The sequence below is a fragment of the Pseudomonas sp. D3-10 genome (genome assembly GCF_051132175.1).
In the GTDB taxonomy this organism is placed as follows: Bacteria; Pseudomonadota; Gammaproteobacteria; order Pseudomonadales; family Pseudomonadaceae; genus Aquipseudomonas.
Window position 1 is genome coordinate 222,009 of sequence record NZ_CP071668.1, and the last position, 19,384, is coordinate 241,392.

The window sequence follows — 19,384 nt, forward strand, 5'->3', positions numbered from 1 at the left end:
GCTTGCTACAGGCGCATCCCATGGTGCCTATGGGCGTCGAAAGCAACTCGACGAGTAAAAAATTAGTACAAGTTTCAAACGCTTCGCAAGTTATTTTTTTAATATTTAAAATGGCGTTTTTATTGGGCGCGAAGAGGGTGGTTAAAACTTTGTTTATAAGTTTTATTGGCGCGAAGTTGCTCCTTCCGATTTATAGCGATCAGAATCGGATGGTTCGAGTGAATGCCTCACTCGGAGCACTTCAGGGATCAAGGTAAGTAAGAAGTTGATGTTTTATGGGCGGGAACCCGGTCGGACCTCCAGGTCATCCCCGCCAGTTGGGCGGCGCTCCTTGCGTGATGGCTTCGATTCGCCTGGCTATTGCCGGACGCTGACTCTTCAGGTCTGTTTTCGAACCGATAAACGCAAGAGTGAGCCCAAATCGACGGCAGTTCCATTGAACTGATGCAGCGACGCATCGCGGCCACGGTCAAGCCGTGCCCTGCTGGCAATCTCGGGTGTAGGAAGGATGTGTAAGAAAGTGCTACGCCGGCCAGGCGGCCGGCGCTGGGGCTGCGGTTCGGCTATTGCTTCAAGTACAGGCGCATGGTGGCCGAGGCTTTCTCGAGGTGCTCTTCAAGCAGATGAACCGCTTGGTCGATGTCTTTGGCTGCCGCCGCGGCGAGTATCGCGCGATGGTCACACTGGGTGAGCTCGCCCAAACCCATGGTCGAAAGGTGAAAGCGCAGGAAACGTTCTTCTTCATTGAGCTCATGTTCGATCAGGTCCAACAGCTTGGCGTTGGGCGCCTTATGGTAAAGCGACATGTGGAATAGACGGTTGAGCTTGGCGATCTGCGCATAATCAACTTGGCCTTCCAATTGCTCGATGTATTCGGCGGCCATGGCCAGGTCATTGTCGTCTAGCAGGGGAATGGACAAGCGCAGGGCGAAGGCTTCGAGGACCGACCGCAAGGCGTAGGTTTCGACTGCATTGCTGGTAATCAGCGGGGCTACCACCGCGCCCTTGTGCTGGACCACGTTGAGCAATGACTGCGCTTCGAGCTGGCGCAACGCTTCGCGTACCGGCATGCGGCTGACACCGAACAGGTCTGCCAATTCCTGCTGGCGCAACGCTGTGCCGCTTGGCAGTCGCCCGTCGAGAATGGCTTCGCGCAAAGAGCTTTCAATGATTGCGCGGGCCTGGGCAGCGGGGATGGGCCCGTTGACCTGAATAGTGCTGAGTGGTTTGGGCTTCTGTGTCACGACAACACCTGACTGTAGTCACAATGATTGGATCCAAGGCAACATTAGTTACAGAATGCCAAGCCGTCAAAATCTCGCGGCCTCGGTTCCTGAACTAAAGTTTAGACTGCTTGCGGTGATTGCAACCTGCCATTGTTTTTTGCCGGTCCAGGCTGCACCATCCAACGAATTTTTCCAACGGCCCCTTTCGGACGTATTTCCCTTGGCTGCACCTTCCCCGGTCCTCAGGTCCTTGCGCTGGCTGTGTTCGGCATTTTTGCTGGCAGGCCTGATGCTGGGCGGCCTGCGAGCCGACTGGGACTTTGCGCAGATAAGCCGGCGGGCGCAAGCGTTATATGGACCGCTGGGCGACGGGCAGCAGCGGATCGACGCGTGGCAGCAGTTGCTGGCAACCCAGAAGCAGATTCCTGAGCTTGCACAGCTCAAGGTGGTGAACCTGTTCTTCAACAAACAGGTGCGCTACGTGGAAGACCTCGATTTGTGGCGTGAGACCGATTACTGGGAAACCCCGATCCAGGCCCTGTGGAAGGGGGCGGGCGATTGCGAGGACTACGCCATCGCCAAGTATTTCAGCCTGCGCCATCTAGGGGTTTCCAGTGACAAACTGCGCATCACCTACGTCAAGGCGTTGCGGCAGAACCGCGCACACATGGTGCTGACGTATTACGCCACCCCCGATGCCATGCCGCTGGTACTCGATAGCCTGATTGACGGCATCCAGCCGGCCAGCCAGCGAACCGACTTGCTGCCGGTCTACTCTTTCAATGCCGAAGGGCTGTGGCTGTCAGGCAAGGGCAACAAGAAAGTGGGCGACACCAAGCGCCTGTCCCGGTGGCAGGATGTGTTGAAGAAAATGCAGGCCGAAGGTTTCCCGGTCGAGACGACTAACTAGGAGCACGCGCTCAGATGTCTTTGTTCAAACAGCTGTTGATCGCTATCTGTCTGTTCCTGGTGGTTGCCTTCAGCGGCAGCTTCATGGTCAGCCTGGAGAGTTCGCGGACCCAGTACGTCAATCAGCTGCGTTCCCATGCCCAGGACGCGGCCACGGCGCTGGCGCTGTCGTTGACGCCGAACATCGACGACCCGGCAATGGTCGAGCTGATGGTCAGTTCGATCTTCGACAGCGGCTACTACGCCAGCATCCGCGTGGTCGATGTGACGAACGACAAGACCCTGGCCGAGCGCACCGGCACCCCGGACGCCGGCAATGTACCGCAGTGGTTTATCAAGCTCATCGGCCTTGAGCCGGCCGGCGGCGATGCGATTGTCAGCCGCGGTTGGGAACAGGCGGCGCGGGTCGAAGTGGTCAGCCACCCGATGTTCGCCCTCGCCAAGCTGTGGCAGAGCGCGCTGGGCAGTCTGGGCTGGTTGTTGCTGTGCGGCGCCGTGAGCGCGGTGCTGGGAGCCTTGCTGCTGCGTCGCCAGCTCAAACCGCTGGACTACATGGTTCACCAGTCCCACGCCATCGCCCGACGTGAGTTTTTGAGCCTGCCGGAGCTGCCGCGCACACCTGAATTGCGGCGTGTGGTCCAGGCGATGAACCAGATGGTCGAGAAGCTCAAGGCGCTGTTCCAGGAACAGGCCGAGCGCAGTGAAAAACTGCGGGTGGAGTCCTATCAGGACAACCTCACGGGGCTGGCCAATCGACGGTATTTCGAGATGCAGTTGCATGCGCGGGTGAGCAACCCGGAACAGGCCAGCTCCGGTTATCTGTTGTTGTTGCGGGTCAAGGACCTCGCCGGTCTGAACCAGCGGCTGGGCGGGCAGCGCACCGATCAGTTGCTCAAAGCCGTGGGCGAGCAGTTGTCGCGTGAGTGCGCTCGCTACCCGGAAACCCATAATCTGGTGACGCGGATACGCGGTGGGGAGTTCGCGGTGCTGGCACCCGGGCTGGTGCGCGAGGAGGCGCTGCAGCTGGCGCAGAATCTGGAAGGCGCGTTGGCAAGTTTGCACGCCACCGGCGCGACCGACGTGGCATCGGTGGCGTCCATCGGGCTCGCTCCGTTCGTTCATGGCGACTCGCCGCAGGCAGTGCTCCAGCTTGGCGACCAGGCACTGGCCCAGGCCGAAAGCCAGGGCGAACCCGGCTGGGCCTGCCTGGAGCATAGCGCGTCCGCCAGCGTGGGCGATGATCACCACGCCTGGCACCAACTGCTCGATCAGGCCCTGGGCAATCAACGCTTCGAACTGTACTTCCAGCCGGTGGTGGCGGCCCAGGACACCCAGGTCGTGCTGCACTACAAAGTGCTGTCGCGGCTGCTTGACGACCAAGGCCAGACCATCCCCGCCGGACGCTTCCTGCCTTGGCTGGAGCGCTTCGGCTGGACCGCGCGCCTGGACCGCTTGATGCTCGAACAGGTGCTCAAGCAGATGGCCGGGCACGAACAATCCCTGGCGCTCAACCTGTCCTCCGCGACCCTGGCCGATCCTCAGGCGTTGAACAAGGTCTTTGAAATCCTGCGGGCTCACTCCAACCTTGGGCCGCGCCTGACCTTGGAGATTGGTGAAGAGCAACTGCCCGAGCAAGCGGTGTTGGAGCAGTTGACCCGGCAGTTGCGCGAGCTTGGCTTTTCCTTGAGCCTGCAGCGCTTTGGTGGGCGGTTCAGCATGATTGGCAACCTGTCGCGGCTGGGGTTGGCCTATCTGAAGATTGACGGTAGCTACATTCGTGCGATCGACCAGGAAAGTGACAAGCGTTTGTTCATCGAGGCCATCCAGCGTGCTGCTCACAGTATCGACCTGCCGTTGATTGCTGAGCGGGTGGAGACGGAAGGGGAGTTGGCGGTGATTCGTGAGATGGGGTTGTTTGGGGTTCAGGGGCAGTTGGTGGGTGAGCCTAAGCGTTGGGGGTGAGGATTGCTTGGTGAGGCGGGATATGCCCTTGTGAATGCGTACATATCCATTTCTTCGGTAACGGCTACTTAGGGTTCCGCCCTTACGGCGGCTTACTTTTTTTCAGACGCCAAAAAAAGTAAGCAAAAAAGGCTTGGCCCCACCACTCGGTGCCTCGCCTAGGCTCGGCATGCCCTCACTCCGGCATTGCTCCGTGGGCCCGCCGCGAAGGGCCATCCATGGCCCAACGCGGCTATCCCGGCATCCATGCCGGGATACCCACTACGCAATGCCTGCGTTCGGCCATCGTGGTTAACGGGGCCTGGCAGATCAAAAGCAAAAGCAAAAGCAAAGCAAAGCAAAGCAAAGCAAAGCGAAAGCGAGGCGGCGGTATGGCCGACCTGGGTCTCCTGGTCGTACTCCAATTGTGGGAGCGAGCCTGCTCGCGAAGGCGGAGGGTCAGTTTCCGCTGATGTTGAATGTGCTGGCGTCATCGCGAGCAAGCTCGCTCCCGCAGGTTTTTGGGTTGTGTGCAAGGTTGTGAACACCTGCAAACCCATGTGGGAACGAGCCTGATCGCGATAGCGGTGGTTCATCTAAATAAGTGCCGAGATGCTCCTGCTCCTGCTCCTGCTTTGGATCTTGATCTTGATCTTGATCTTGATCTGGAAGGCCCCGTTAACCACGATGGCCGAACGCAGGCCTTGCGCAGTGGGTACCTCGGCATGGATGCCGAGGTAGCCGCGCTGGGCCATGGATGGCCCTTCGCGGCGGCCCACGGAGCAATGCCGGAGTGAGGGCACACCGAGCCTAGGCGAGGTGCCGAGTGGTGGGGCGGAGCGTTTTTGGTTACTTTTTTGGCGTCTGAAAAAAGTAACCCGCTGTAAGAGCGGAACCGCCAGCAGCCGTTACCGCAGCAACGGATATGCCCCCTCAATTAACGTCCTAGGAGATTTCCTTCGAGTTGAAGCGAACTCGGTGAATTTGTCCGGCGGCTGTCTCGTGGCTAGTCTGAGTTTGTCATCGAAAAAACGGTGACACTGGCGGCAAGCCGGTTAAAAGACGACGCGCAAGCGCTTTATGGCGGTTGTGGGTCGCGCCGGAGGAGCGGGCGATGGATCGGCTGAAGTGCAAGAGCCAGCCTGACAGCCTCGTAATAAACCGAAGACCGCTATCGCGAGCAGGCTCGCTCCCACACTGGATCTGTGTCGAGCCGGAATATAAAGGGTCAACACTGATCTACCGTGGGAGCGAGCCTGCTCGCGATAGCGTCAGCCCAGACACCAAAAAATTCGTGGCGAGGGAGCTTGCTCCCGCTCGGCTGCGCAGCAGTCGTAAAACCTGCCAACACGGTTTCGCATATAGACGGGCTGGGGCATGCTTCGCAGGCCAGCGGGAGCAAGCGCCCTCGCCACAGGTTCGGTGTGCTGCAGGCAATGGCGCCAGCCTTGGCGGCAGGCTAGATCAACCCCTTCTCATCGTCATCGATCAACCGACTCAACCCACCCAGCGCTTCACGGGCCTGGTTGCGGTCCATCAGCTTGGCCTGGGCAGCTGGTGGCAGGTCGGTGACGCGGATGACGCCTTTGCTGGTCAGCACCTGGATCAAGTCATCGAGTACCCGGATCATCTCCAGGTCGCTTTGCTTGAGTTGCTTGAGGCTGTTTTCTACCGCCTGGTTGGCGAACCAGTCCTGGATCTCATGGTTGTCGGCCGGCAAGGTCTCGGTGGCCTCGGCGTAAGCGGTGGCTTCCACGCGCACCAGCAGGCCTTGTGCATCGCGTTGCACATAAAACATCGGGCATCCCTCATGTATGAAGCGGCGTCATGCTGGGCAGCATAGGCCAACTGGGGGGAGTATGAACACTTATCCCATGGCGAGGGAGCCAGCTCCCTCTCCACAGGATGTGTGTCAGCCTCAGCTGTTGTTGTGATCGATCTTGATGGTCGGATCACTACCGGCGATCAGCGAGTTCAGGTTGATGTTCGACCAGTTGTTGCCTTCCAGCTTGATCGTCACGTCTGGCGTCGCCGCCGCACCGTTGGCCGCGTTGAACTGGCCGGTGGTGCTGACTTGCAAGGAGGACACGCCATCGACCGTGCTGATTTTCAGGAAGTGGTCGATGGTGCTGCCGGTTTCGCCCTGCAACAGGTCCCGCAGGTCGATCCGGTCACCGTCGCCGGCCTTGAAGTCCTTGATCACGTCATTGCCGGTGTCGCCGGCTTTCCAGACAAACGTGTCGCCGCCCAGACCACCGATCAGGGTGTCGTTGCCCGTGCCGCCAATCAGGGTATCGGCACCGCTGCCGCCGAGCAGGATGTCATTGCCCTTACCACCGTCCAGCAAGTCCTTGCCGCCCTGACCGAAGATGATGTCGTTGCCGGCACCGCCCAGCAGGGTGTCGTTGCCGTCATGTGCGCCGGACACATCGAACGCGGTGTAGTGTTCGGTGATGTACTGGTGCACGTTGCTGGTGGTGACCTTGCTGACGTCCGCGCCGCTTTGTTGGGCGACAAACGACTGGATGGCCTGGTAACCCTCGCCGGCGATGCCGTTGAAACTCACCAGGTCGCCGAACAGGATGTCGTTGCCGTCCGCGCCGTTGACCGTATCGGCTCCCGGCATCGTCGCTTCGGTGTGGCCGATGATTGAGTTGGCCAGGTCCTTGGGGTCGATGTTGGTTTGCGGCTTGCCGTCCGAGTCGTAGGGCTTGAGGTCGTTCAGCGTCACGCTGTTGTTCAGGCCGATGGCTTCAACGTTGCTCAAGCCTTTGAGCAGGGTGAAGCTGGCCGTTGAGCTGACTGCTGCCGAGGCGTCGCCCCACCAGCCGCCGTCCAGTTTGGAGAACTCGAACGTGCCGTTGCCCTCGGCATGCACCGTGCCGACGTAGTTTTCATTCCAATTCTTGCCGTTCTTGATCGACAGGTACATGTCACCATTTTCTTCGATGATGAATTTGTGTGTGCTGTCGATCGTCTGGGTGTAGTACTTGCCAACGGTGTAGTTGGCCGCGCTCAGGACGTCGTCGAGCTTGACGGTGCCGTACAACACTGGGTTCGTCTCTTCGCCGGACTGGTAGCGCGTTGGCTCACCGTCGGTGATGAAGTACGTCAGGTTCTTCGCACCGGTATTACTCAGGGCTTGGGTGCTGTTGAAGAAGTTTGCGGTGGTCTTGAACACATCTTCATAGTTGGTATTGCCGCCGGACACCATCGAGTCGAGTACGCTCTTGAGCAGTGTCAGCGCGTTCGGGTCGTTGAGGTTGACCGCAACGTTTTTGTTGACCTGATTATCGAAGTCCGCCAGGAAAATATTCACCGTCCCGGAGTTGCTGCCCATGCTCTGCTTGAGCGTGTTGAACACCTGGGTCAGCGAGTTCTTCGCGGCGGTAACGGAAGACGAGCTCATGCTGCCGGAGCTGTCGACCATGAACGCGATGTTGTAGTTGACGCCCGGCACCACGGTCAGGCCGCCGATGTCGGCGACCACGATGTCGTTGCCGTCGGTGCCGGTGACGTTGTCACTGCCGGAAGTGGCTGTCGCAGCGTTGTAGACCGCCGGATGCACCGTTACCGGGATCTGTGCCGTGGTCGTCGCCGACCCGCCGAGGGTTTCGGTGGAGGTCGACGTCACTGTCAGGTTGATCTGGCCGTTGAAATAGGTCGGCGGCGTCAGGTTGAGGCTGCCCAGGTTCCAGCCGGTAACCGAGGCTTCGCCGTTGGCTCCCACGGTTGCGGTGTGACCCGCGCCGTCACTCAGGACGCTGCCTTCAGGCATGCCGCCGATCTTCACGCTCAAGCTTTCGGAACCGTCGGTGTCGGTCAGGGCGGTGGTGATCTTCGACAGGTTGACGCTGCCGCCTTCGGCGCCTTCGTTGAGCTTGAAGCCGTCGTAGTAGCCTTCGCCATTGTTGCCGTGCAGGTCGGAAACGGACACGCCAGCGTTCGTCAGGTCGGCGACGCCGGTATAGAGCGGTATGCCGGCGCTGCTCAGGTCCACGGGCGTGCTGCCGTTGACCGACAGGTTCACGTCATAGCTGCCCGGGCCGGTCTGGTTGTGGTGGTAGATGTCCAGGGTGTAGTAGCCGCTGGTGGTCGGGGTGAACGAACCATTGAGCTTGCCACCGGCGCCCCAGGTAATGCCCGCCACGTCCTTGCCACCAATGGTCACCAGCAGGCTGTCATCGCCGGTGCCGCTGAAGGTATAGATCTTGCCGGCTTCCAGGAAAATCAGCCCCGAGGTCTTCGACGCGGTGCCCGGATTGACGTTGCCGTCGTTCTGCACGTTGCTCACGTTGGTGCTGCTGTTCGGCGTGCCGGCTGCATCGATCACTGACTTGAGCGTGCCCGACGGCGCGCCGTTGCCATCGGTGCCCAGGCCCGACAGCCCGGTCCAGACTTCCTTGATCAGGCCGGTGGAGGTCACGTTGTTGCCGGCTACGTTGAGGGTCGGCGCGTCGGCGGTTGGCGTGATGTCGATCTTCACGGTGCCGGTGTTGCCCAGGGCCTGGCCGTCGGTTGGCTGGAATTTGATCTGCGCGTAGTCAGCCTGCTTGTTGCCCACGCCGCTGCCGCCATAACCATTGGCACCGGATTCGTTGGCATCCGGGGTGAAGCGCAACTTGCCGGCGTCGATGTCGGCCTTGGTGAAGGTCTGGTTGTTGGCAACGTTCTTCCAGGTCGCGCCATCCAGGTACTGCAACTTGCCATCGCCTGGCAACCCGGTGATTTTCACGCCCTGGCTGGCGGCGGAGCTGTCCACGTCGCTGACGCCGAAGGTCGACCAGCCGAGGACCAGCGAAGTGTCCTCGGTACCGGTCACGGAGCCACCGGCGGCCACCGGTGCATCGTTGACGCCGACCACGTTTACCGTGGTAGTGGCGGTGTTGGAGTAGCTTGCGCCGTCGGTCACCGTCACGGTGATGACGCGCGGTACGCTGCTCGGGTCTTCGCTGTTGTTGATGAAGCTGATGTTCTTGATCTGCTGCATATAATCGGCCAGCGTCGCATTGCCCGTCAGCGTCAGGACGACCTTGCCGTCGGTGCTGTTGGCGTTGATGCTGATGCCGTTGACGCTATTGCCCAGGTTCAGATGATCGCCAGGCTGACGGTTGGTCAGCACAATGGTGGCGCCGCTCAGCATGGTGCTGTCCGGGTCGGTGATCTTCAGGTCGGTATCGCCAATCGACACGCCTGGGCCGGTGGTGCCTTCGGTGAAGGTCACCTGGTAATCGGCACCGGTCTTGCCACTGGAGTTGTTGGCATCCAGGTCGAGCACCGGCGCCGCATCGTTGTCGATGATCGAGGTGCTGACACTGCCGTTGGTCCCGCTGACCGCCAGATGCTCGAAGTTACCGCCGGTGGCGGAGTCGATCTTGACCACGAAGTTTTCCGTGCCTTCGGTGATCTTGTCGTCCAGGGTTGCCACGTTGAAGTTGGCGCTGGTGGCATTGGCCGGGATCTTCACGGTGTAAACGCCCGTGAAGTCCGAGCCGTCGGCGGCAGTGCCGCTGTAGACGATCTTCACCGTCACCTCGGTTTGCGCCGGGTTCGTCAGGCTGACGGTATAGGTAGCCGCCTGGCCTTCGGTGACCGATGAGCTGCCGGTGATGCTGACAGTGGTGTTGTCGACGGTGTCGCCTACAGCAGTCGATGCGCCAGTCTTATCAACGACGATGGCTTCCAGATTGCCACCGGATGCAGATTTGATCGACTCGGTAACAGTAGTCGGGCCTTGGTAGACGTCGTTGCCGACCGCCACATCCAACACACCCGAGCTTGCACCGGCTGCGATGGTGATGGTCTTACCGCTGTCCAAGGTCACGGTGACCGGACCGTTCTGCGCAGTGACTGGCTTGCCATCGGCGCCCGTCAGCGTGGCGGTATAAGTGATCGTGCCGTTTTCGTTCACGGTCGGGTTAGCCGTCAGCGTCACGGTGGTCGTGTCGTTGACGTCGCTGACGATAGTGCTGACCGGAGCGGTGTTAGGTGCGATGGCTTCGAGGTTGCCGCCGGATGCCGAGGCAATCGATTCAGTAACCGTCGTTGGACCTTGGTAGACGTCGTTGCCAACCGCTACATCCAACACACCCGAGCTTGCGCCCGCTGCGATGGTGATCGTCTTACCGCTTTCGAGCGTGACCGTTACAGGACCGTTCTGCGCAGTGACTGGCTTGCCATCGGCGCCCGTCAAGGTCGCGGTATAAGTGATCGTGCCGTTTTCATTCACGGTCGGGTTGGCGGTCAAGGTCACGGTGGTCGTGTCGTTAACATCGCTGACCACAGTGCTGACTGGCGTGGTGTTCGGTGCGATGGCTTCGAGGTTGCCGCCGGATGCCGAGGCAATCGATTCAGTAACCGTCGTAGGGCCTTGGTAGACGTCGTTGCCAACCGCTACATCCAACACACCCGAGCTTGCTCCGGCTGCGATAGTGATGGTTTTACCACTGTCCAAGGTCACGGTAACCGGACCATTTTGCGCAGTGACCGGCTTGCCATCGGCACCCGTCAGCGTGGCGGTATAAGTGATCGTGCCGTTTTCGTTCACGGTCGGATTCGCGGTCAGCGTCACAGCGGTCGTGTCGTTGACGTCGCTGACGATAGTGCTGACCGGAGCGGTGTTAGGTGCGATGGCTTCCAGGTTGCCGCCGGATGCCGAGGCAATCGATTCGGTGACGGTAGTCGGGCCTTGGTAGACGTCGTTGCCTACCGCCACATCCAACACACCCGAGCTTGCACCGGCTGCGATGGTGATGGTTTTACCACTGTCCAAGGTCACGGTAACCGGACCATTTTGCGCGGTAACAGGCTTGCCATCGGCACCCGTCAGCGTGGCGGTATAAGTGATCGTGCCGTTTTCGTTCACGGTTGGGTTAGCGGTCAGCGTCACAGTGGTCGTGTCGTTGACATCGCTGACGATAGTGCTGACCGGAGCGGTGTTAGGCGCGATGGCTTCGAGGTTGCCGCCGGATGCCGAGGCAATCGATTCAGTAACCGTCGTAGGGCCTTGGTAGACGTCGTTGCCGACCGCTACATCCAAGACACCAGAGCTCGCTCCGGCTGCGATAGTGATGGTTTTACCACTGTCCAAGGTCACGGTAACCGGACCATTTTGCGCAGTGACCGGCTTGCCATCGGCACCCGTCAGCGTGGCGGTGTAGGTGATCGTGCCGTTTTCATTCACGGTTGGGTTGGCGGTCAGCGTCACGGTGGTCGTGTCGTTAACGTCGCTGACGATAGTGCTGACCGGAGCGGTGTTCGGCGCGATGGCTTCGAGGTTGCCGCCGGATGCCGAGGCAATCGATTCAGTAACCGTCGTTGGGCCTTGGTAGACGTCGTTGCCCACTGCCACATCCAATACGCCCGAGCTTGCGCCGGCTGCGATGGTGATTGTCTTACCGCTTTCGAGCGTGACCGTTACAGGACCATTTTGCGCGGTAACGGGCTTGCCATCGGCACCGGTCAGGGTAGCGGTGTAAGTGATCGTGCCGTTTTCGTTCACGGTTGGGTTAGCGGTCAGCGTCACGGTGGTCGTGTCGTTGACGTCGCTGACCACTGTGCTGACTGGCGTCGTGTTAGGCGCGATGGCTTCGAGATTGCCGCCGGATGCCGAGGCAATCGATTCAGTAACCGTCGTAGGGCCTTGGTAGACGTCGTTGCCGACCGCTACATCCAAGACACCAGAGCTCGCTCCGGCTGCGATAGTGATGGTTTTACCACTGTCCAAGGTCACGGTAACCGGACCATTTTGCGCAGTGACCGGCTTGCCATCGGCACCCGTCAGCGTGGCGGTGTAGGTGATCGTGCCGTTTTCATTCACGGTTGGGTTGGCGGTCAGCGTCACGGTGGTCGTGTCGTTAACGTCGCTGACGATAGTGCTGACCGGAGCGGTGTTCGGCGCGATGGCTTCGAGGTTGCCGCCGGATGCCGAGGCAATCGATTCAGTAACCGTCGTTGGACCTTGGTAGACGTCGTTGCCGACCGCCACATCCAACACACCCGAGCTTGCACCGGCTGCGATGGTGATCGTCTTACCGCTTTCGAGCGTGACCGTTACAGGACCATTTTGCGCAGTGACCGGCTTGCCATCGGCGCCGGTCAGGGTGGCGGTGTAGGTGATCGTGCCGTTTTCATTCACGGTCGGGTTGGCGGTCAAGGTCACGGTAGTGGTGTCGTTGACGTCGCTGACCACGGTGCTGACTGGCGTGTTGTTCGGCGCGATGGCTTCCAGGTTGCCGCCGGATGCGTCTTTGATCGACTCGGTGACGGTGGTTGGGCCTTGGTAGACGTCGTTGCCTACCGCCACATCCAACACGCCCGAGCTTGCACCGACTGCGATGGTGATTGTCTTGCCGCTTTCGAGCGTCACGGTGACCGGACCGTTCTGGGCAGTGACGGGTTTGCCATCGGCACCCGTCAGCGTGGCGGTGTAGGTGATCGTGCCGTTTTCATTCACGGTTGGGTTGGCGGTCAGCGTCACAGCGGTCGTGTCGTTGACGTCGCTGACGATAGTGCTGACCGGAGCGGTGTTCGGTGCGATGGCTTCGAAGTTGCCACCGGTTGCATCTTTTATCGACTCGGTGACCGTGGTTGGACCTTGGTAGACGTCGTTGCCAACCGCTACATCCAACACACCCGAGCTTGCGCCCGCTGCGATGGTGATCGTCTTACCGCTTTCGAGCGTGACCGTTACAGGACCGTTCTGCGCAGTGACTGGCTTGCCATCGGCGCCCGTCAAGGTCGCGGTATAAGTGATCGTGCCGTTTTCATTCACGGTCGGGTTGGCGGTCAAGGTCACGGTGGTCGTGTCGTTAACATCGCTGACCACAGTGCTGACTGGCGTGGTGTTCGGTGCGATGGCTTCGAGGTTGCCGCCGGATGCCGAGGCAATCGATTCAGTAACCGTCGTAGGGCCTTGGTAGACGTCGTTGCCAACCGCTACATCCAACACACCCGAGCTTGCTCCGGCTGCGATAGTGATGGTTTTACCACTGTCCAAGGTCACGGTAACCGGACCATTTTGCGCAGTGACCGGCTTGCCATCGGCACCCGTCAGCGTGGCGGTGTAGGTGATCGTGCCGTTTTCATTCACGGTTGGGTTGGCGGTCAGCGTCACGGTGGTCGTGTCGTTGACATCACTGACCACAGTACTGACTGGCGTGGTGTTCGGCGCGATGGCTTCCAGGTTGCCGCCGGATGCGTCTTTGATCGACTCGGTGACGGTGGTTGGGCCTTGGTAGACGTCGTTGCCCACTGCCACATCCAACACACCCGAGCTTGCACCGGCTGCGATGGTAATCGTCTTGCCGCTTTCGAGCGTGACCGTTACGGGACCATTTTGCGCGGTGACGGGTTTGCCATCGGCACCCGTCAGCGTGGCGGTGTAAGTGATCGTGCCGTTTTCGTTCACGGTTGGGTTAGCGGTCAGCGTCACAGTGGTCGTGTCATTGACGTCGCTGACCACAGTGCTGACTGGCGTGGTGTTCGGTGCGATGGCTTCGAGGTTGCCACCGGATGCCGAGGCAATCGATTCGGTAACCGTCGTTGGACCTTGGTAGACGTCGTTGCCAACCGCTACATCCAACACACCCGAGCTTGCACCGGCTGCGATGGTGATGGTTTTACCACTGTCCAAGGTCACGGTAACCGGACCATTTTGCGCAGTGACCGGCTTTCCATCGGCACCGGTCAGGGTGGCGGTGTAAGTGATCGTGCCGTTTTCGTTCACGGTCGGGTTAGCCGTCAGCGTCACGGTGGTGGTGTCGTTGACGTCGCTGACCACAGTGCTAACTGGCGTGGTGTTAGGTGCGATAGCTTCGAGGTTGCCACCGGTTGCATCTTTGATCGACTCGGTGACGGTAGTTGGGCCTTGGTAGACGTCGTTGCCTACCGCCACATCCAACACACCCGAGCTTGCACCGGCTGCGATGGTGATGGTTTTACCACTGTCCAAGGTCACGGTAACCGGACCATTTTGCGCGGTAACAGGCTTGCCATCGGCACCCGTCAGCGTGGCGGTATAAGTGATCGTGCCGTTTTCGTTCACGGTTGGGTTAGCGGTCAGCGTCACAGTGGTCGTGTCGTTGACATCGCTGACGATAGTGCTGACCGGAGCGGTGTTAGGCGCGATGGCTTCGAGGTTGCCGCCGGATGCCGAGGCAATCGATTCAGTAACCGTCGTAGGGCCTTGGTAGACGTCGTTGCCGACCGCTACATCCAAGACACCAGAGCTCGCTCCGGCTGCGATAGTGATGGTTTTACCACTGTCCAAGGTCACGGTAACCGGACCATTTTGCGCAGTGACCGGCTTGCCATCGGCACCCGTCAGCGTGGCGGTGTAGGTGATCGTGCCGTTTTCGTTCACGGTCGGGTTAGCGGTCAGCGTCACGGTGGTGGTGTCGTTGACATCGCTGACCACAGTGCTGACTGGCGTGGTGTTCGGTGCGATAGCTTCGAGGTTGCCACCGGATGCGTCTTTGATCGACTCGGTGACGGTGGTTGGACCTTGGTACACGTCGTTGCCGACCGCTACATCCAACACACCCGAGCTTGCGCCCGCTGCGATGGTGATGGTCTTACCGCTGTCCAAGGTCACGGTGACCGGACCGTTCTGCGCAGTGACGGGCTTGCCATCGGCGCCCGTCAAGGTCGCGGTATAAGTGATCGTGCCGTTTTCGTTCACGGTCGGATTCGCGGTCAGCGTCACGGTGGTCGTGTCGTTAACGTCGCTGACGATAGTGCTGACCGGAGCGGTGTTCGGCGCGATGGCTTCGAGGTTGCCACCGGATGCCGAGGCAATCGATTCAGTAACCGTCGTAGGGCCTTGGTACACGTCGTTGCCGACCGCTACATCCAACACACCCGAGCTTGTGCCCGCTGCGATGGTGATGGTCTTACCGCTGTCCAGGGTCACGGTAACCGGACCATTTTGCGCAGTGACTGGCTTGCCATCGGCGCCGGTCAGGGTCGCGGTATAAGTGATCGTGCCGTTTTCATTCACGGTCGGGTTGGCGGTCAAGGTCACGGTAGTGGTGTCGTTGACGTCGCTGACCACAGTGCTGACTGGCGTGGTGTTAGGTGCGATAGCTTCGAGGTTGCCACCGGTTGCATCTTTGATCGACTCGGTGACGGTGGTTGGGCCTTGGTAGACGTCGTTGCCTACCGCCACATCCAACACGCCCGAGCTTGCACCGACTGCGATGGTGATTGTCTTGCCGCTTTCGAGCGTCACGGTGACCGGACCGTTCTGGGCAGTGACGGGTTTGCCATCGGCACCCGTCAGCGTGGCGGTGTAGGTGATCGTGCCGTTTTCATTCACGGTTGGGTTGGCGGTCAGCGTCACAGCGGTCGTGTCGTTGACGTCGCTGACGATAGTGCTGACCGGAGCGGTGTTCGGTGCGATGGCTTCGAGGTTGCCGCCGGATGCCGAGGCAATCGATTCAGTAACCGTCGTAGGGCCTTGGTAGACGTCGTTGCCAACCGCTACATCCAACACACCCGAGCTTGCACCGGCTGCGATGGTAATCGTCTTACCGCTTTCGAGCGTGACCGTTACAGGACCATTTTGCGCGGTAACGGGCTTGCCATCGGCGCCGGTCAGGGTCGCGGTATAAGTGATCGTGCCGTTTTCGTTCACGGTCGGGTTAGCGGTCAACGTCACGGTAGTGGTGTCGTTGACATCGCTGACCACAGTACTGACTGGCGTCGTGTTCGGCGCAATGGCTTCGAGGTTGCCACCGGATGCCGAGGCAATCGATTCAGTAACCGTCGTTGGGCCTTGGTAGACGTCGTTGCCCACTACCACATCCAACACGCCCGAGCTTGCACCGGCTGCGATGGTAATCGTCTTACCGCTTTCGAGCGTGACCGTTACAGGACCATTCTGGGCAGTGACGGGCTTGCCATCGGCGCCGGTTAGGGTCGCGGTATAAGTGATCGTGCCGTTTTCATTCACAGTCGGGTTAGCAGCCAACGTCACGGTAGTGGTGTCGTTGACATCGCTGACGATAGTGCTGACCGGAGCGGTGTTCGGCGCGATGACTTCCAGGTTGCCGCCGGATGCCGAGGCAATTGATTCGGTAACCGTCGTTGGACCTTGGTAGACGTCGTTGCCGACCGCTACATCCAATACACCCGAGCTTGCACCGGCTGCGATGGTGATCGTCTTGCCGCTGTCCAGGGTCACGGTAACCGGACCATTTTGCGCAGTGACCGGCTTGCCATCGGCACCCGTCAAGGTCGCAGTGTAAGTGATCGTGCCGTTTTCATTCACGGTCGGGTTAGCCGTCAGCGTCACGGTGGTCGTGTCGTTGACGTCGCTGACGATAGTGCTGACCGGAGCGGTGTTCGGTGCGATGGCTTCGAGGTTGCCACCGGATGCCGAGGCAATCGATTCAGTAACCGTCGTTGGGCCTTGGTAGACGTCGTTGCCCACTGCCACATCCAATACGCCCGAGCTTGCGCCGGCTGCGATGGTGATTGTCTTACCGCTTTCGAGCGTGACCGTTACAGGACCATTTTGCGCGGTGACCGGCTTGCCATCGGCACCCGTCAGCGTGGCGGTGTAGGTGATCGTGCCGTTTTCATTCACGGTTGGGTTGGCGGTCAGCGTCACGGTGGTCGTGTCGTTAACGTCGCTGACGATAGTGCTGACCGGAGCGGTGTTCGGCGCGATGGCTTCGAGGTTGCCGCCGGATGCCGAGGCAATCGATTCGGTAACCGTCGTTGGACCCTGGTAGACGTCGTTGCCCACTGCCACATCCAACACGCCCGAGCTTGCGCCGGCTGCGATGGTGATGGTCTTGCCGCTGTCCAAGGTCACGGTAACCGGACCGTTCTGGGCAGTGACCGGCTTTCCATCGGCACCCGTCAAGGTCGCGGTATAAGTGATCGTGCCGTTTTCGTTCACGGTCGGATTCGCGGTCAGCGTCACGGTGGTCGTGTCGTTAACGTCGCTGACGATAGTGCTGACCGGAGCGGTGTTCGGTGCGATGGCTTCGAGGTTGCCACCGGATGCCGAGGCAATCGATTCGGTAACCGTCGTTGGACCTTGGTAGACGTCGTTGCCAACCGCTACATCCAACACACCCGAGCTTGCACCGGCTGCGATGGTGATGGTTTTACCACTGTCCAAGGTCACGGTAACCGGACCGTTCTGGGCAGTGACGGGTTTGCCATCGGCACCCGTCAGCGTGGCGGTATAAGTGATCGTGCCGTTTTCGTTCACGGTTGGGTTGGCGGTCAGCGTCACAGTGGTGGTGTCATTAACGTCGCTGACCACAGTACTGACTGGCGTGGTGTTAGGTGCGATAGCTTCGAGGTTGCCGCCGGATGCGTCTTTGATCGACTCGGTGACAGTGGTTGGACCTTGGTAGACATCGTTGCCAACCGCTACATCCAACACACCCGAGCTTGCACCGGCTGCGATGGTGATGGTTTTACCGCTTTCCAGCGTCACGGTAACCGGACCGTTCTGAGCAGTGACGGGTTTGCCATCGGCACCCGTCAGCGTGGCGGTGTAAGTGATCGTGCCGTTTTCGTTCACGGTCGGATTCGCGGTCAGCGTCACGGTGGTCGTGTCGTTGACGTCGCTGACCACAGTGCTGACTGGCGTGGTGTTCGGTGCGATGGCTTCGAGGTTGCCGCCGGATGCCGAGGCAATCGATTCAGTAACCGTCGTAGGGCCTTGGTAGACGTCGTTGCCTACCGCCACATCCAACACACCCGAGCTTGCACCGGCTGCGATGGTGATGGTTTTACCACTGTCCAAGGTCACGGTAACCGGACCATTTTGCGCAGTGACCGGCTTGCCATCGGCACCGGTCAGCGTGGCGGTATAAGTGATCGTGCCGTTTTCATTCACGGTCGGGTTGGCGGTCAACGTCACGGTCGTGGTGTCAAGCGAATCAGTGATCGTCGTGACCGCAGGCGCCGTATTCGGAACCAGGTTCTCGAAGTTACCCCCAGTTGCGCCAGTAATGGTGGTGCTGACAGTACTGCCATTGTTGTAGACATCGTTCGGCGGGGTATCGACAGCGACGGTGCCGGTGGTCTGGCCGGCGGCAATGGTAATGACCGAGCCGTTGCTCAAGGTCACGGTCACTGGCGTCTGGGCCGGATTGGTCAGCGTGGCGGTGTAAGTGATCTGACCGCCTTCGGTAACGGTGTCGCCTGCGCTCAGGGTGACGGTGGTGGTGTCGACGGTGTCGGTGATCTGGGTAACGGCGGGCGTGGTGGGTACGGTCACGGCGATGCCGCTGCCGCCGGTGGTGCCGGTGACAGTCACGCTGATCTGGCTTGGGTCGTTATAGACCGTGTCGTTCGGCGCGAGCGGCACATTGACGCTGCCGGTCAGTTGTCCGGCTGGAATGACGATGACTGCACCGTTGGACAAGGTCACGGTCAGGTTGGTCAGCGGCGCCTGGGTGACGGTCGCGGTGTAGACCAGCACGCCGCCGGCCTCGGTCAGGGTCGGCGTGGCGCTCAGCGTCATGGTCGCATTGAGCACGGCGTTGGCGGTCGTATCGGCGGAGGTGTCGCCACCCAGGATGTTGTCATCGGTGGCGGCAGCCGCGGCGAGTCCTTCCGTGGGAAAACCGATTGTCGGATCGACGCTGCCAGCCGTGGCATCCAGTACGACGAAGCTGTGGCCACCACCGGCCGCACCGCCCGTGCCAGCAGCGGTTGGGCCGGCAGCGGTGGCTTCCAGGGCGGTCGTCGGGTCGACGCCCGCGGCGATGGCTTGTTGCAGTTCGTCTACCGAGGGCGCGGCTTGGGCGGCGGCCTGTTCCAGATCAGTGGAGGAGTCCGCAGCATTGGCGCTCCATTGGGTGTCCCGGCCCAGGTCCAGCGAGCGGCCATCGGCCAGCTCCAATGTGACGGCACCGGCAGGGCCGGTGTCCAACTGGTCGCCCACGTTAAGGCGGTCGCCTTCAATGAGTACGCGCCGAATACCCTCGGGGGATACGGCGAAAACCTGACCAACAATGCTTTTGACGACGGCAATAACACTGCTCATTGAAGACTCTCCGGGTACCACGTTCAGTAGACTTCCATGGACCCGACAGCCTCGTTGGCCGTAGCGGTCTGGACGTACATGCTCACTAAGGGAAAATGTTTTGACGCTTTAAATTTGACGATTTATTGGCGGCAACTGCGGAAGGTTTTTGTTGCTGCCAAACTATTGACCTTCTGCCGGCCATCCTAAACAATCGCTTCTGTAATGTCACATTGATATTTAAGCGGCGACCTGTTCTTTCAGTGCGTGTTCCAACCCCTGTTTTGAACTTTCCGACATACGGTCATTCCGG

At 60.1% G+C, this 19,384-nt stretch carries 5 protein-coding genes and 1 pseudogene; 2 read left to right on the forward strand and 4 right to left on the reverse strand.

The window, feature by feature from the left end; translation table 11 throughout:
• Nucleotides 1–563: 563 nt before the first annotated feature.
• Nucleotides 564–1,244, reverse strand: a complete 681-nt coding sequence (locus J3P90_RS01025) for a GntR family transcriptional regulator (protein ID WP_434675700.1) — start codon at nucleotides 1,242–1,244, stop codon at nucleotides 564–566.
• Between the two features lie 271 nt (nucleotides 1,245–1,515).
• On the opposite strand from J3P90_RS01025, the gene lapG reads away from it, so the two are divergent.
• Together lapG and lapD are read left to right on the forward strand one after the other, a co-directional pair.
• Entirely contained in the window at nucleotides 1,516–2,136 is a 621-nt protein-coding gene (gene lapG / locus J3P90_RS01030; RefSeq protein WP_420767780.1) for a cysteine protease LapG, read from the forward strand.
• A gap of 14 nt (nucleotides 2,137–2,150) precedes the next feature.
• Nucleotides 2,151–4,097: a cyclic di-GMP receptor LapD gene (gene lapD / locus J3P90_RS01035; protein WP_420767776.1), complete on the forward strand. Its 1,947-nt coding sequence runs from the start codon at nucleotides 2,151–2,153 to the stop codon at nucleotides 4,095–4,097.
• Nucleotides 4,098–4,732: 635 nt separating this feature from the next.
• Here the strand turns inward: lapD and J3P90_RS01040 are convergent.
• The 3 genes and pseudogenes from J3P90_RS01040 to J3P90_RS01050 form a co-directional block, all read right to left on the reverse strand.
• Nucleotides 4,733–4,831, reverse strand: a pseudogene (locus J3P90_RS01040) (nucleoid-structuring protein H-NS); the annotation flags it as partial.
• A 704-nt stretch (nucleotides 4,832–5,535) separates the two neighbouring features.
• Nucleotides 5,536–5,874 carry a hypothetical protein gene (locus tag J3P90_RS01045; protein ID WP_014335964.1) on the reverse strand — a complete coding sequence of 113 codons (339 nt, stop codon included), beginning with the start codon at nucleotides 5,872–5,874 and terminating at the stop codon, nucleotides 5,536–5,538.
• 120 nt (nucleotides 5,875–5,994) lie between these two features.
• On the reverse strand, nucleotides 5,995–19,092 hold the full coding sequence (locus tag J3P90_RS01050; protein ID WP_434675701.1) for a retention module-containing protein: 13,098 nt from the start codon (nucleotides 19,090–19,092) through the stop codon (nucleotides 5,995–5,997).
• Between the last annotated feature and the right edge of the window lie 292 nt (nucleotides 19,093–19,384).